This window comes from uncultured Thiodictyon sp., assembly GCA_903837595.1.
In the GTDB taxonomy this organism is placed as follows: domain Bacteria; phylum Pseudomonadota; class Gammaproteobacteria; order Chromatiales; family Chromatiaceae; genus Thiodictyon.
On record CAILVI010000037.1, the window covers coordinates 1 to 14148 of the forward strand.

A 14148-nucleotide genomic window follows, 5' to 3' on the forward strand; every position below is an offset into this window, starting at 1 on the left:
CCACGGGGGGGGCGGGCGGGTCTCGCTGGTGCGCGAACGCTACTTGCGGCAACCATCCCGCCTGGAGATCAAACTGCAACGTCTGCCGGGTATGCAATCGCTACAGACGCTCATCGATCAGGCGGGGTCGAGCCAGCTTCCCTATCGGGTAGCGCTCTTGAGCCTCGCGTTCGCGCTCGCGGGTTCACTCGTGGGTTTGGTCCCCGAGTGGGGGTTGCTCAGCCTGCCGGGCGCTGCGTTCGGCTTCTACCTGCCGATCATGTGGCTGCGGCGTCAGCGCACCCAGCGGATGGACCGCTTCGAGGAGCAGCTCCCGGACGCACTCACCGTCGCCGCCCGCGCCATGCGCGCTGGCCTGCCGTTCACCGAGGCCATCAAACTGGTGTCCCAGGAGATGAAGGCGCCGGCGAGCGAGGAGTTCGGCATCGTCTATACGGAGATCAATTATGGCGGCGACACGCGTAACGCACTGCTCGGGCTCATGGGGCGGGTACCGAGCATGGCGGTGATGGCGTTGGTCACCTCGATCATGATCCAGCGCGACACCGGTGGCAACCTGGCGGAGTTGCTGGACAAGCTGGCGGGCTTGGTACGCCAGCGCTTCCGCTTCGAGCGCACCGTGCGCACCCTGAGCGCGGAGAGTCGGCTGACGGCCTGGATACTGTCGCTGCTCCCGTTCTTTATGACTGGAGCTATCGCTTTAATCAATCCTGGCTTTATGCTTGCCCTGGTGCAGGACCCAACCGGCCGGAAGCTCATCGTGATTGGCTTGTTTCAGGTCGGCCTGGGCATTCTCTGGCTGCGCCAAATCGTCAACGTCTCGGATTCATAGGGGTCGCCGTCATGGATTGGGTCTCACGCCTTTTCGACTCCTTGAGCGCACTCCCGAATGACCCGGTGCTGGTGCCGCTGTTCTTCTCACTGCTGCTGGGGGCCGCGGTCCTCGGCAGTGTCCGGGCACTCTACTTGCTGATCGCCGGCGCCTTCAATCCGTTGCGCAAGCGGGTGCTGCTGATCCAGCAGAAGACCCGTTTACTCTCTCCCAAGAGCCGTATCACCCGCGCCCTGGAGCGGCTGGGTCGGTATTCCCTACCGAAGGATGAAGCCAAGCGCCGGCGCACTGAGGTCAAACTGCGGTTCGCGGATTTCCGCTCCGAACACGCCGTACCGGCCTTCTATGGGATCAAGATCACGGTCGTGGTGCTCGCGCCCGTGCTGGTACTGATGGTGGCGATGTTCTCGCCGGTGCTGCTGATGGATAATGCCCCCCGTGACATGCTGATGGCCGGCATCCTGGCCCTGGTAGCTCCCGATTATCTACTGGGGCGGCGGGTGAAACGTCGCCAGGCACGGTTGCAGCGGGGCTTGGCCGATGCCATGGACCTGCTGGTGGTCTGTTCCGAGGCCGGTCTCGGCCTGGTCGCGAGCATTCAGCGGGTGGCCGCCGAGATCCTACTCACCCATCCCGATCTTTCCGGCGAGCTCACGCTGTTCTCCATGCAGTCGCGCGCCGGGATGGACAGCCGCGCCGCCCTGAATGACCTGAAGGAGCGCACCGGCGTGGAGGATATCCAGACCTTGGTCGCCATGCTGTTGCAGAGCATGCGTTTCGGCACCAGTATTGCCGAGACCCTGCGGGTTTATTCGGCCGAACTGCGCGACAAACGCCTGCAGGAGGTGGAGGCTAAGGCGGCGCGGGTCGGCACCCTGATGCTTTTTCCGATGATCACCTGCATTCTGCCGAGCTTTCTGTTGATCATTCTCGGTCCTCCACTCATCGGCGTCTTCCGGGCGCTCGGTTAGGCGCCCGGCCGACTCAATTGCGACACAGGACGATCAGCCGATGAACCCTTGGATGTCTGACAGCGAGCGCGGGCTTGGTGCGGCGGCGCTCGCTTTGGGCCTGGCGGCGGGGCTGGCGGTTGCATCGGCGGGCTGCGTCGGCTTGCCCTCCAAAGTGGCCACCGGGCTCGGCGCCTTCAGCGAACTCTACGACGGCAAGTCCGAGGTCGCCTTCGCCACCCAGTTGCCGGTGACCTCGGCCCCGGAGGCGATCGCGCGCGGTGATCTCGCGGGGGCCGGCGGTGACCTGGACCGCGCGCTCTTCGAGTACATCCGCGCCTTGAGCGTCGACGAAGGCAACGCCGAGGCGCTCTATAAGATCGGCCTGATCCACGCCGGGCGCGGTAACCAGCGGCTCGCGGAGATGGCGTTTCGCTGGTCGTTACAGAAGGCCCCCCGCAACGCGGGCGCCTTGACCGAGCTGGGTATACTGCTATTGAAGAACCGTCAGTATGCGCCGGCCAAGCAGAACCTGACCCAGGCTGTGGGCCTCGACGACCGCATTTCCCGGGCACACAACGCACTCGGCGTCATCGCCGACCTGGACCACGACTACTCCAACGCCCAGTACCATTATCAGAAGGCACTCGACAGCGGCCCGCGCACGCCATCGGTGTTCAATAACCTGGGCTATTCGCGCTATCTGTCCGGCCAGTGGGACGGGGCCATCGCCGCCTACCGTCAGGCCCTCTTGAGTGACCCCAATTATGTCCTGGCGTGGCGCAACCTGTCCCTGGTCTATACTCGTCAGGGGCGCTACACCGAGGCGGTTGAGGCACTCTCCAAGGTCCAGGACCTGCCCAAGTCCTACAACGACGTGGGTTATGTGGCGATGGTCGAGGGCAAGTTGGACGACGCCCAGCGTCTGTTCGCGGAGGCCAAGCGCCTCTCGCCCGATTTCTACACTCTGGCCGACACCAATCAACGGCGGGTGGAGATCATGCAGGGGCACGCGGCGGCGCCATGAACGTCTTCTCCCTTCCCCCTCGTGGGGGAGGGCCGGGGTGGGGGGTAGAACCTCAAGCGATGCCGTGCCCGCAGGATTCCGTGGCCCCGTAGGAGCGGCCCCCCGGCCGCGACGGGTTGTCCCAAGCACAAGTGTCTCAGGGAGGGGCGTGCGAAGATATCGGAGGGCTACAGATACCATGACTGATTCGACGCTCCTGGACCCAAAAAACGACTTCGTCTTTAAGAAGCTCTTCGCCGACGCGCCGGACCTGCTCGCCGCCCTGATCAACGCCATCCGCTCCGACGAGGTGCCCATCACGGTGGTCGAGGTCCTCAACCCGCGCATTGACTTTATCGCCCTCGACCTCTTGGCCGAGGATATCGAGGGGCGACGCTACAACGTCGAGATGCAGGTCAGGCGCTACAACGCCTGGAGTGCCCGCAGCGCCTACTACCTGGCTCGGACCCTCACCGGGCAACTCAAGAGCGGCGAGGACTACCAGTCCCTCAAGCCGGTCATCGGCATTCACCTGCTCGACTTTGAGCTCTTCGAGGCCCCAGACCAAGCGGCGCAGGCGCTGTGGTGTTTCGAGCTGCGCGACCGTCGGCAGCCGCACGTCACGCTCGGTAACGAACTACAATTGAACCTCATCGAACTCCCCAAGGCCGACCGGTTGGGGCTGGCGCAGCCGGCCCTCCGGGCCTGGGTCGGCTTCTTTGAACACTGGCAGGAGGAACGCACCATGGCCGCCATCGCCTACGCCCCCGTACAACAAGCCCTCGAACACATCAAGGCGCTCAGTGCCGATGCCGAAACCCAGCGACTGGCATTCGTACGCGAGCGCGCCTTGCATGACGAAGTCAGTGAACTTCGGGCGGAAAGAGAAAAGGGCAGGCGTGAAGGGATGCTTGAAGTGGCGCTTAAAGGGAAGCTCGAAGGCCAACGTGAAGGTCTTGAAACGGCCCTCGCCCGGCTCATGCAGAGTGGTATGAGCGAAGACCAGGCACGCCAGCTATTAGGACTCTGAGGGGTGGGCCCGGATGCTGCCAAATGGCGATCTTTCCTATGCATACCGATCCACTGTTTTATCGCCTGTTTCAAGAACGCCCGGCGCTCGCCTTCGATCTGGCCGGGCTGGCGGTCCCGGAAGCAGCTGACTATCGGATGCGTGCGATCGAGGTCAAGCAGACCGCGTTCCGCCTCGACGGCGTGCTGTTACCCCCGCCGGGTCGGGCAGACGCACCGCTGATTTTCACTGAGGCGCAATTCCAGGGGCGGCCCACCTTTTATGCCCGGTGGTTGGCGTCCATCTTTCTTTACCTATATCGCCATCGTGTTACGCGGCCCTGGCAAGCTGTGGTAGTGTTTCCGCATCGTCAAGCCGACGCCGGTATCCTCACGCCCTACGAGGGTTTGCTCCAGTGTGGGCTGCTGCGCCGGGTCTATCTCGATGATCTGTTGGACGTGGCCGGGTTGAGCTTCGATGCCCGGTTGGCGCGGCTGGTCATCCTGGAGGCCACGCGTGCGGCGACGGAAGCGCGCGCGCTGGTGTCGGCACCGGACCCCGCGGCGGACCCGCTGGAGGTTCTGGATCTGGTGGAGACTATTCTAGTCTATAAATTTCCGCAGCTTTCCCGCGAGGAGATTCGTGCCATGTTGCAGCTACCCGAAACGAATTTGAAGAAGACCCGCTTTTATCAGGAAGTGTTTGGTGAGGGCCGCCAGGAAGGCCGCCAGGAAGGTCGGCAGGAAGGTCGGCAGGAAGGCCAGGAACGTGAAGTGAGTTTGGTGTTGCGACAATTGCAACGTCGCATTGGCGTGGTTTCCAAGGCCCAACAGGCGCGCATTGCGGCGTTACCGATTGAGCAAGTAGAAGCATTGGGTGAAACCTTGCTCGACTTCACGGACGCTGCGGATCTGGCGGCTTGGTTGGCGGCAAATTGAGGTCGAGGCGCGACGCTACAACATCGAACTCCCCAAGGCCGACCGCTTAGAGCTGGCGCAGCCAGGTCTTGCGGCCTGGGTCGCATTTTTCGAACACTGGCAGGAGGAACGCACCATGTCCGCCATCGCCTACGTCCCCGTACAACAAGCCCTCGAACACATCAAGGCGCTCAGTGGCGATGCCGAAACCCGGCGACTGGCATTCGTACGCGAGCGCGCCTTGCATGATGAAATCAGTGAACTGCGGGCGGAAAGAGAAAAAGGGAAGCTTGAAGGCCAACGTGAAGGTCTTGAAACGGCCCTCGCCCGGCTCATCCAGAGCGGCATGAGCGAAAACCAGGCGCGGCAGCTATTGGGACTCTGAGGGGTGAGGCTTTGATCGTCAATCCGGGCGGGACGCAGGAGTCCGGGCCACGGACCGCAACCTTTCGGCCGCCGGGGACTCGCAGAATATTGCGGGCTGGCCGGAACGACGATCAAGGCCTAAGATGGGGGGAAACCTCGAGTCCCGTCGGGCCATTTGCATCGTCTGTGTTGCAGTCATTGTTTTTCCGGACCAAGAGCGCCGCGATGCAAGGTCGACCGGCTGAAGCCTCGACCTCCTGTTCCCTGGCGGGAGGCGCGACGATCAATGCCCGCTGAGCCAATGTGCGAATCACCCGAACGGCGACCCCTTGCGGGGTTGAGAGGAGGCTAGAGATGACAATGACCATCAACCGAACACGCTGCAAAGGCGCTTCGATGGTCGAGTTTGCGCTGGTATCCTCGATCATGTTTCTGGTGCTCTTTGCGATCATTGAGTTCGGACGTTATCTGTTCGTCGAGCACACGATACTGTATGCCACCCAGGAGGGCGCCAGGGTGGCCCAAGTGGGTGGTACTACCAACGCAATCTGGGCGAAAATCAATGACACGGCGGGGCTTGCCAACGCGACTGGGTTGTCGGTCTATAGCTATAGCGCCAACGGCACGACCTATGCCGATCTGTATCCCGGAAAAACCTCCTCGCCACCGGCCCTTGCCAAAGATACTAACCCCGCTGGGGTGGGTGGAAGCTATCTCAAGCTGCGGGTGCGTTACACGTTCAAATTCGTTTTGCCGTGGATCAAACGACTTTTCCCCAGCGATCAGATCGTGATCGATACGTCGGTGCTCTACAGAGTCGAGAAATTTTGAAGATTGTAGACCGCATGGCCATACCGGGCCGGTGCTGATGACCGGAGTTGCGAGATGAAAGACGCGAGACGAATACTCGTCGGTAAATGCCCTGGACCTCGAGGCGAACGCGGCACCGCGACCCTCGAGTTGGCCATTGTACTCCCCCTGCTGCTTGTTATCCTCTTTACCATCGTTGATATCGGGCGGCTCTTGGATGCGCGGATGACGGTCGCCAAATTGGCTCAGCATGGGGCGCTCTTGGGGTCCCGTGACCTCCCTGTCGCCGTGATCCCCACCGCTAACCCAGTGGAGCTCATCACCCTGCTTCAAAATGCCAGTTCGCTGGATCTCGTGAATTCGGGAAAGATCTACTTCTGGCAAATCAATGGCGCCACCAGTTCTGCGACCGCTCCCGTGATCGCTACCGCCAATAGTGGTAACACGGCGGGTTACGGGGCACTGACGGTCAATAGCTCCATCGGTACCGGCACTGGGTATACGAAGCTCGGCCTGACCGATGCCCTTTATACGGCGCTAAGCTGGGATTCAAGTCTGGGAATGGCCCCGCTTGCACAGATTACCGTGGTCGAGGTTTTCTACAGATACCAGTTAATTACCCCCCTCGTGAGGTTCGTCCGCGGTTTCCCGGTCGACAGCGGGGGCGGGTATATTGTATCGAGTAAGGCGTTGATTCCATGAGACGAAAATCCGGTCATGAACGGCGGTGCATGATGTGTAAGAGGCCGAACAGTCAACAGGGCACCGTGTTGGTTTTTGTGGTGATTCTGTTACCCGTGATTATCGGCTTCGCCGCCATGGCGATCGATGTGGGTTACTGGTACCTGTTGAAGGCTGAGCTGTCGAAAAGCGTCGACGCGGCCGCCCTCGCGGGGGCAAGAAACGTCGCGATGGATCCCACAAAACTCAAGGCCTTGATAACGGGGGTCGGGGAAGCGAATTTCCCCCAAGGACTCCTGGGGGCTAAGGACTTGAATTTTGGATCTGTGGTGACCGATCCTTGTAAGTCCCCAGTTGCCGGGGAGGATAATGGCCAGAATGCGAATAATCATACTTTTCGAGTCAGCGGGTGCGTGACAGCTCCGCGTTTTTTTGCGTATTGGAGGAATTCGCCCGTGATAAAGGAAAGCGCGAAGGCCAAGATGAGAAAGGTGGAGATTGTGCTGGTGCTCGACAAGTCGGGGTCAATGACCGGAACGCGATTGCCCGCTCTGCAGACGGCCGCCGGGAACTTTGTCGCCAAATTTGCCAATACGGTGACGAGCAACGCAGCGACGAGCGACCGGTTGGGCCTCATTAGCTTTTGCTACGCCACGACCGAAAATGACCGGTTGAATTACGGTGCGAATCTCGCCACTACGATAACGGGTCACATAAATAATATCGCCATCTGCGGTGGCACCAACGCCGAGGATGCCATGACAAAGGCCGCCAACGAGCCGTTCACGACCGGTGCGGCTGCTGCCGACATCTCTCAATTCGTCATTTTCTTCACCGATGGGCAACCCAATTCATTGACCTCGACATTCGTGTGGAAAGGGGTTTCTTACCAACGAATGGCATTTTATGGCGCGAATAGCGGGGCTTGTGCAGATACAGATCCAGCCTCTGGAGGCGTCAATTCGGTTCTCCCAACAGATGTTGATTACTTGAATTTAGACGGAACCCCACTAACGGCACCCATCTCACCCCCCTCAAGCAGCACCAAGTGCCTCACCCCCACCGGCGATGGTATACTCAATAGTACCTGCACCTACGTCAACGCCACCAATAAATCAGGCTGCGAGGCAGCGAACCCAGTATACAGTGTAAAGTGGGATGTGTTCTCTGACCCAACGTTAGGTCTCGCCAACTATACCTCCTACTATTCAAATCTCGGCACCCCGATAGATACAAGATGCCGCAACACGGCCGCCTTGCAGTCCTTTCTTCCCGACTACATCTGTCGCGTGAGCCGCGATATGACGATCAAGACCGCACAGGGGATTAAAGACAAGGGCATCAAGATTTACGGTATCGGCCTCTACCTCGCCGGCGACCTGACTGCCGAGGCGTTTATCCGTGCGGTCGCGAGTACGGATACGAATTCGCCTGACAAGTATGTGTTCTTCCCAACAGCGACGCAATTAAACGATGTCTTCAATAAGATCGCTCGGGATATAGCTTTGTCCCTGGCAGAGTAGCAATCAAAGAAGACGGGGTCAGGTCTTGCAATCCAGAGTTCGAAGACGGGGTCAGGGAAGACGGGGTCAAGGGAAGACGGGGTCAGGTCTTGCAATCCAGCACTGTTATAAATGTGGTGTTTTGCAAGAACTGACCCTGCGCCACTGCACCATCCCCGGCGCTGGCATCCGGCAGAAGCGCCGGACACGGCTTCAAAGTCGGGTTGCGCTAGTCCCGCAATGGGACTAGCATGTCTTGATGCGGATCGTTGCTTTGAAGACCTTGCGTGAGTTCTGGGCACGACATCCAGATGCCGAGCAGCCGTTGCGCGCCTGGCATGACGAGGTGAGCCGCGCACAATGGTATACACCGGCAGACGTTAAGGCGCAATTCGGCAGTGCGAGTATCCTCAGGTCTCGCCGCGCGGTGTTCAATATCAAGGGAAACGACTATCGCCTTGTGGCAGCTCTGGCGTATCACACGGGGCTGGTGTTCATCAAATTTGTCGGCACTCATGCGGAGTATGATCGTATCAATGCCGAAACGGTGGAAAAAAGGTGACCGCAATGGATATTCATCCGATTCGGACCGAGGCTGATTACGAAGGGGCACTCGACAAAATCGCGTCGCTGATGGCTGACGATCCGCTGCTCGACACCCCCGAGGGCGATCGCTTGGACGTGCTGACTACCTTGGTCCAGGCGTATGAGGCGCGACATCATCCCGTACCGCCGCCCGATCCGATCGAGGCCATCAAGTTCAGGATGGAGCAGCAGGGCCTGACGGTAGCGGATATGAAGCCCTATATCGGTCCGCCCCATAGGGTATATGAAGTGCTTGCGCGCAAGCGCACTCTGAGCCTAGCGATGATTCGACGCCTGCATCGGGGCCTTGGTATTCCGGCCGAAAGCCTGATCGGCCCCTGCTGAGGTCAAAGTCGGCAAAGACGGGGTCACGGCAAAGACGGGGTCAGGTCTTGCAATCCAGCACCGTTATGACTGTGGAAGGACGGGGTCAGGTCTTGCAATCCAGCATTTCTGGACTAAGCTTTGGCGTATGACGAGACCACTGCGCATCGCGCTCGCCAGCGGGCTTTACCATGTCACCTCGCGGGGCGATCGCCGCGAGGCGATCTATCGCGACGATATGGACAGAGTGGACTGGTTGACCGCACTGGGAGCGACCTGCGAGCGGTTCAACTGGCGTTGCCACGGCTACTGCGAGATGACCAACCATTACCATGTCGTCGTGGAGACGCCGGACGCGAACCTGTCGCAAGGTATGCGTCAACTCAACGGCATCTACACGCAGCAGTTCAACCACTGCCATCGACTGGTCGGTCACTTGTTCCAGGGGCGGTTCAAGGCGATTCTGGTCGAACGGGAGACCTATCTGTTGGAGTTGGCCCGATATGTCGTGCTCAATCCGGTGCGCGCGGGCGTGGTCGCGTACGCTGCCGACTGGCCTTGGAGCAGTTATCGCGCGATGGTCGGTCTGGCGTCGGCCCCCACCTGGCTGGAGACCGATTGGGTGCTTGGCCAGTTCGGCAGCGACCGCCGCCAGGCACGGAGCGATTATGCGACCTTTGTTGCCGCGGGGGTGGATCAGCCCAGTATCTGGGACGGGCTGCGCCACCAGGTCTTTCTGGGCAGTGATGCGTTCATCGCGCAGGCGGCCAGCGCAGGCGCGCCCTCGGGCACGCTGCACGAAGTCTCCAGGGCGCAGCGCCGCCCGCTCGCCAAGTCGCTCGCCGACTTCGAACGGACCTATCCGCTACGCCGTGAGGCCATGGCACGCGCCTTTCTGACCGGTGCCTACACGATGCAGGAGATTGCAGAGCACTTTGGCATTCATTATTCCACGGTCAGCCGCGCCGTGCAGTGGGCCGAGGAAGGCGGCCTCTCGGCCTCCACCCGGCCATCGACTCCCCTGCCGCCGACTGCGTGATTGCAAGACCTGACCCTGTCCCCTATTCAAATCTCGGCACCCCGATAGATACAAGATGCCGCAATACCGCCGCCTTGCAGTCCTTTCTCCCCGATTACGTCTGTCGCGTGAGTCGCGATATGACGATCAAGACCGCACAGGGGATTAAGGATAGCGGCATCAAGATTTACGGCGTCGGCTTCTACCTCGCCGGCGACGCCATCGCTGAGGCGTTTATCCGTGCAGTCGCGAGTGCCGATACGAATTCGCCTGAGCGGCGCTCCCAGGTCACTGGCTGAGCAATTGCCTGGTATGCCGGGCGATCATCAGCTCTTCATTGGTGGGGATGACCCAGGCGGCGGTCGGACTGTCCGCCGTGCTGATGCGCGCGCCGCCGGCGGCATTGGCCGCTGGATCGAGCGTTACGCCGAGCCAGGCGGCGGCGCGGCAGACCCGCTCGCGGATGGGCGCGGCGTGCTCGCCGATGCCGGCGGTGAACACCAGCGCGTCGAGTCCGCCGAGCGCGGCGGCGAGCGACCCCAGTTCGCGGGCGATGCGGTAGACGAAGAGTTCGACGGCGAATTGCGCCCGCGGGTCGTCGGAGTCGAGCAGGGTGCGCATGTCGCTGGAGACGCCCGACACGCCGAGCAGCCCGGACTGCTGGTAGATGAGCTTTTCAATGGCGCGGGCGTCCATCTGCAGCTGGTCCATCAGGTACAGCAGCACGCCGGGGTCCAGGTTGCCGCAGCGGGTGCCCATCGGCAGCCCATCCACCGCGGTGAAGCCCATGGTGCTCGCCACGCTCTTGCCGGCGTGGATGGCGCAGGCGCTGGCCCCGTTGCCCAGATGCAGCACGATGGTGCGGCCTTGCGCGGCACGGGGGTCGTAGTCGGCCAGGACCGAGGCGATGTATTCGTAGGACAGTCCGTGGAAGCCGTAACGTCGTACGCCGCGCTCCGTGATGGTGGGGGGCAGCGCGAACGCTTGGGCGACCTCCAGCTGTCCCCGGTGGAAGGCGGTGTCGAAGCAGGCGACCTGCGGCAGGTCCGGACGGTTGGCGAGCAAGGCGCGGATCGGCGCCAGGTTGTGTGGCTGGTGCAGCGGGGCGAGTGCAATGAGCCGCGCCAACTCCTCCACGATCTCGGCGTTCAAACGTACCGGGGCGGAGAAGTCGAGTCCGCCATGTACCACCCGATGTCCGACGGCGGCGAGCCGGTGCTGGCCTAGGCGTTCGCGCAGGAAGCCGGCCAGATAGCCGATGGCCCCGTCGTGACCGAGCGCCTCGGCGGGCCAGCGCTGCTCGCCGATGACGGCGTCCGCCGCGTCTCGGGCCTTGAAGCGGGGTTCGGTGTAGAGCCCTTCGAGCTGTCCACCCAGCATGAAGTCGAGTCCCTGTCCCCATTCAGGGCCCGGGACCGAGTCCAGGAAGACCGAGAACTTGATGCTGGAGGAGCCCGCGTTGACAACCAGAATGGCCTCGCTCATCCGACCACCGCCTTGTTCGCGTTCTCCCGCCGCGCCTGCACGACCAGGGCCGCTACCGCGCAGGAGGCCAGCCGTGCCGCGACCGAATCGGCCCGGCTGGTGAGGATGATCGGCACCCGGGCGCCGAGCACGATCCCGGCCGCGTCCGCGTCGGCCATGAAGGTCAGGCTCTTGGCCAGCATGTTGCCGGCCTCCAAGTCAGGCACCACCAGGATGTCGGCAAGGCCCGCCACCGGCGAGTCGATGTTCTTGATCCGCGCTGCCGCGAGATCGATGGCATTGTCCAGGGCCAGCGGGCCGTCGAGTATCCCGCCGGTGATCTGGTGGCGGTCGGCCATCTTGCACAGTGCGGCGGCGTCGATGGTGGACGGGATCTTGGGGTTCACCGTCTCCACCGCCGAGAGGATAGCGACCTTCGGGTCGTTGAAGCCTAGGGCGGCCGCCAGATCGATGGCGTTCTGCACGATGTGCATCTTGTCTTCGAGCGTCGGGAAGATGTTGATCGCCGCATCCGTGACGATGATCGCCCGGTCGAGCGCCGGCACGTCCATGATGAAGGCGTGACTGATCCGCCGCTCGGTGCGGAGCCCCGTCGCGCTCGCCACCACCGCGCCCATCAGCTCGTCGGTGTGCAGACTGCCCTTCATCACCATCTCGGCCTTGCCCTCGCGGGCCAGTTGCACCGCGGCGGCGGCGGCGGCATGGCTGTGGGGGGCGTCCACCAGTTCCAGGCCGGAGATGTCGAGCCCGAATTGTGCCGCCACCGCGGTGATCTTGGCCCGCGGGCCGACCAGGATGGGCTTCAGGATGCCCAACTCAAAGGCCTCCACCGCGCCCCGGAGGGAGCTTTCGTCACAGGGGTGGGCGACCGCGGTCAGGGCGGGCTCCAGGGGCTGGGTGCGGGCGATCAGGCCGTTGTACTTCTCGTGTTTGCTTTGCATGGGGCTGGTCCTCTTGATTGCGTTTCGCTTACCCGGCCTTGCCCGCGCCCGCCGGGGCCGCGAACAGTGCCTCGATCCGTGCCAGGTGTTCGCCGCGATGGCCGGTCACCTCGCCGGTGGCGGAGACGACCTGGCGGATCAGCGCCAGCGCCTCGCTCCGGGCCGCGGCGTCGGCCGGCAGCATCTGCGGGATGGCGGCGAGTGCCGCTTCCTCGTCGAGCAACAGCGAGAAGAATTGCTCGCGCAGGGTCTGCTTGAATTCATGCAGCGTGAGGCCGTCGTGCGCGGTGCGCATGTGGCGCAGCGCGTTGAATGCACGCTCGTCGACACCCGCGCCCGCCAGGCCGATGTAGACCAGGCTGCGAATCGCGGCCTCACGCACGCCGCCCTCGGCCAGGCGTGCCTTGAGCTCGCTAACCCGCTGCGCGATGAAGGCCAGGCGTTCTGGTTCGACCCCCGGGTGGCGGCGCGGCGGGGCGTCGGCGGCACGGATGCCGACCAGTGCCTGGAGCAGCGGGGAGCTATAGGTGGCCAGGAATATCTCCTCCAGGCTGCGATCACGCAGGTCGCGGTAGCCGTCGAGCGCGGCCACCATCCCTTCCGAGATCATCGCCTGGAGCGCGAGGAATGGATTGTCCGGCGCCGCCGGCTGGCGCTGCGCACGCACCTGGTCTGCCAGCTGGGCGATTTGTTGCATCAGTGGGTTGCGATCGGAGAATAGCTCAAACGGCAGTTCGGCCGGACTGAGCTTATGCAGCCACCCGGCGGTCTGGGCGTTACCGATGGCCTGCACGAAGGGCTGGAACAGGGTGCGATACAGGCCGAGATTGATCTCTGAGACCCGCTGAACGGTGGCGAAGCGGCGCTCGTTCTCGGGGTCCGGCTTGACGATGGCGCGGATGTCATCAAGGGTGCGCCGCTCGAAACGGACGACCCAGTCGCCCTCGGCCAAGTCCGGATTGAGCGTCTGCGCCGTCTTGGGGGTCATGACCGCCTCATAGATGCCGGGCGGCAGCACGTCGATCAGGTCGATGTTGGACGCAAATTCTTCGTGCTCCTTCTTGGCGACGCTGCCCGAGACGAAGATGCCGAGGTGCCCGACGTGGTCGTGGATCGCGTAGACGATGGTCTGGGCGCCCGTGATCAGGTCGTCATCGGTGGCGTAGAGGTCGGTGATCCAGCCGAGTGCCTGCTGCGGCGGGGTGATGTTGTCACCCTTGGAGCAGAAACACACGATGGGCGAGCGGATGTTGCGCAGGTCGATCCGTACCCCGTCGCTGGTGACGATCTGCGCGGTGGACAGGCGGTTGCCGACGAACAACTGATCGACGATCCACTGCATCTCCTCGGCGTTGAGGTTGATGTGGCCGCCCCACCATTTTTCGAAGTCGAGGAAGCGCTGCTGGTCGGTATCCACCTTAGCCCAGAGGTTATAGTTCTTCGACCATAGTGTGTTGGCCGGATTGAGGTTCTCGAAGTTCTCGACCAGGTGGCCGCCGTCGAAGGTGCCGCCGCCCAGATCGCTCATGAGCGCCGTCACCCAACTGCCGCCCGCCAGCCCGCCGGTGTAGCGCATCGGGTTCTCACCCTCGACTCCCGCCCAGTAGGACAGCGGTGAGCCGGGGATGATGATGGGCCCGAACAGTTCCGGGCGGATGGCAGCCACCATCATCACCGCCCAGCCGGCCTGGCAATTGCCGATGACGCAGGGCTTGCCCTCGG

Annotated in this window: 16 protein-coding genes; 13 read left to right on the forward strand and 3 right to left on the reverse strand. The window is 62.4% G+C overall.

Annotated features, from left to right (window positions below; translation table 11 throughout):
• From QZY44_RS02400 to QZY44_RS02460, 13 genes are all read left to right on the forward strand, one after another.
• The coding region (locus QZY44_RS02400) for a type II secretion system F family protein (RefSeq protein WP_295441729.1) at positions 1 to 832 on the forward strand (832 nt) is incomplete at its 5' end.
• An 11-nt stretch (positions 833 to 843) separates the two neighbouring features.
• Positions 844 to 1803 (forward strand): type II secretion system F family protein, encoded by a 960-nt coding sequence (locus QZY44_RS02405; RefSeq protein ID WP_295441732.1) that lies wholly within the window; start codon positions 844 to 846, stop codon positions 1801 to 1803.
• A 52-nt stretch (positions 1804 to 1855) separates the two neighbouring features.
• Entirely contained in the window at positions 1856 to 2809 is a 954-nt protein-coding gene (locus QZY44_RS02410; protein ID WP_295441734.1) for a tetratricopeptide repeat protein, read from the forward strand.
• A 178-nt stretch (positions 2810 to 2987) separates the two neighbouring features.
• Positions 2988 to 3818: an Rpn family recombination-promoting nuclease/putative transposase gene (locus QZY44_RS02415; protein WP_295441736.1), complete on the forward strand. Its 831-nt coding sequence runs from the start codon at positions 2988 to 2990 to the stop codon at positions 3816 to 3818.
• Positions 3819 to 3841: 23 nt separating this feature from the next.
• Positions 3842 to 4735 (forward strand): Rpn family recombination-promoting nuclease/putative transposase, encoded by an 894-nt coding sequence (locus tag QZY44_RS02420; protein ID WP_295441739.1) that lies wholly within the window; start codon positions 3842 to 3844, stop codon positions 4733 to 4735.
• Positions 4736 to 4850: 115 nt separating this feature from the next.
• Positions 4851 to 5099, forward strand: coding sequence for a hypothetical protein (locus QZY44_RS02425; protein WP_295441741.1), 249 nt, complete (start codon positions 4851 to 4853; stop codon positions 5097 to 5099).
• A 335-nt stretch (positions 5100 to 5434) separates the two neighbouring features.
• Positions 5435 to 5911, forward strand: coding sequence for a TadE/TadG family type IV pilus assembly protein (locus QZY44_RS02430; protein WP_295441743.1), 477 nt, complete (start codon positions 5435 to 5437; stop codon positions 5909 to 5911).
• A gap of 54 nt (positions 5912 to 5965) precedes the next feature.
• Positions 5966 to 6592, forward strand: coding sequence for a TadE/TadG family type IV pilus assembly protein (locus QZY44_RS02435; protein ID WP_295441745.1), 627 nt, complete (start codon positions 5966 to 5968; stop codon positions 6590 to 6592).
• Positions 6589 to 8094 carry a VWA domain-containing protein gene (locus QZY44_RS02440; protein WP_295441748.1) on the forward strand — a complete coding sequence of 502 codons (1506 nt, stop codon included), beginning with the start codon at positions 6589 to 6591 and terminating at the stop codon, positions 8092 to 8094. The genes QZY44_RS02435 and QZY44_RS02440 overlap by 4 nt, the downstream gene beginning before the upstream one ends.
• 238 nt (positions 8095 to 8332) lie before the next feature.
• Complete coding sequence (locus QZY44_RS02445) at positions 8333 to 8635, forward strand: type II toxin-antitoxin system HigB family toxin (protein WP_365303098.1); 303 nt, start codon at positions 8333 to 8335, stop codon at positions 8633 to 8635.
• Positions 8636 to 8640: 5 nt separating this feature from the next.
• The gene (locus QZY44_RS02450) at positions 8641 to 9003 is read left to right on the forward strand and encodes a transcriptional regulator (protein WP_295441753.1); all 363 of its coding nucleotides are present in this window, start codon (positions 8641 to 8643) and stop codon (positions 9001 to 9003) included.
• A gap of 127 nt (positions 9004 to 9130) precedes the next feature.
• A complete protein-coding gene (locus QZY44_RS02455) occupies positions 9131 to 10021 on the forward strand; it encodes a transposase (protein WP_295441755.1) in 891 nt (296 codons plus the stop codon).
• A 119-nt stretch (positions 10022 to 10140) separates the two neighbouring features.
• On the forward strand, positions 10141 to 10299 hold the full coding sequence (locus QZY44_RS02460; RefSeq protein WP_295441757.1) for a hypothetical protein: 159 nt from the start codon (positions 10141 to 10143) through the stop codon (positions 10297 to 10299).
• Here the strand turns inward: QZY44_RS02460 and QZY44_RS02465 are convergent.
• The 3 genes from QZY44_RS02465 to QZY44_RS02475 form a co-directional block, all read right to left on the reverse strand.
• The gene (locus QZY44_RS02465) at positions 10289 to 11485 is read right to left on the reverse strand and encodes an acetate/propionate family kinase (RefSeq protein WP_295441760.1); all 1197 of its coding nucleotides are present in this window, start codon (positions 11483 to 11485) and stop codon (positions 10289 to 10291) included. The two genes, QZY44_RS02460 and QZY44_RS02465, sit on opposite strands and share 11 nt — an antisense overlap.
• A complete protein-coding gene (locus QZY44_RS02470; protein ID WP_295441762.1) occupies positions 11482 to 12426 on the reverse strand; it encodes a phosphate acetyltransferase in 945 nt (314 codons plus the stop codon). Before QZY44_RS02470 ends, QZY44_RS02465 begins: the two co-directional genes overlap by 4 nt.
• 28 nt (positions 12427 to 12454) lie before the next feature.
• A partial coding sequence (locus QZY44_RS02475) for a DUF3141 domain-containing protein (protein WP_295441765.1) occupies positions 12455 to 14148 on the reverse strand: 1694 nt, incomplete at its 5' end.

What these genes read in the sequence shown, in the direction of transcription:
- QZY44_RS02410 (WP_295441734.1), top strand. Translation starts at nt 1,856, where the DNA reads ATGTCTGACAGCGAGCGCGGGCTTGGTGCGGCGGCGCTCGCTTTGGGC.
- QZY44_RS02465 (WP_295441760.1), bottom strand. Translation starts at nt 11,485, where the DNA reads ATGAGCGAGGCCATTCTGGTTGTCAACGCGGGCTCCTCCAGCATCAAG.
- QZY44_RS02420 (WP_295441739.1), top strand. Translation starts at nt 3,842, where the DNA reads ATGGCGATCTTTCCTATGCATACCGATCCACTGTTTTATCGCCTGTTT.
- QZY44_RS02460 (WP_295441757.1), top strand. Translation starts at nt 10,141, where the DNA reads ATGACGATCAAGACCGCACAGGGGATTAAGGATAGCGGCATCAAGATT.
- QZY44_RS02430 (WP_295441743.1), top strand. Translation starts at nt 5,435, where the DNA reads ATGACAATGACCATCAACCGAACACGCTGCAAAGGCGCTTCGATGGTC.
- QZY44_RS02455 (WP_295441755.1), top strand. Translation starts at nt 9,131, where the DNA reads ATGACGAGACCACTGCGCATCGCGCTCGCCAGCGGGCTTTACCATGTC.
- QZY44_RS02425 (WP_295441741.1), top strand. Translation starts at nt 4,851, where the DNA reads ATGTCCGCCATCGCCTACGTCCCCGTACAACAAGCCCTCGAACACATC.
- QZY44_RS02440 (WP_295441748.1), top strand. Translation starts at nt 6,589, where the DNA reads ATGAGACGAAAATCCGGTCATGAACGGCGGTGCATGATGTGTAAGAGG.
- QZY44_RS02435 (WP_295441745.1), top strand. Translation starts at nt 5,966, where the DNA reads ATGAAAGACGCGAGACGAATACTCGTCGGTAAATGCCCTGGACCTCGA.
- QZY44_RS02405 (WP_295441732.1), top strand. Translation starts at nt 844, where the DNA reads ATGGATTGGGTCTCACGCCTTTTCGACTCCTTGAGCGCACTCCCGAAT.
- QZY44_RS02445 (WP_365303098.1), top strand. Translation starts at nt 8,333, where the DNA reads ATGCGGATCGTTGCTTTGAAGACCTTGCGTGAGTTCTGGGCACGACAT.
- QZY44_RS02470 (WP_295441762.1), bottom strand. Translation starts at nt 12,426, where the DNA reads ATGCAAAGCAAACACGAGAAGTACAACGGCCTGATCGCCCGCACCCAG.
- QZY44_RS02415 (WP_295441736.1), top strand. Translation starts at nt 2,988, where the DNA reads ATGACTGATTCGACGCTCCTGGACCCAAAAAACGACTTCGTCTTTAAG.
- QZY44_RS02450 (WP_295441753.1), top strand. Translation starts at nt 8,641, where the DNA reads ATGGATATTCATCCGATTCGGACCGAGGCTGATTACGAAGGGGCACTC.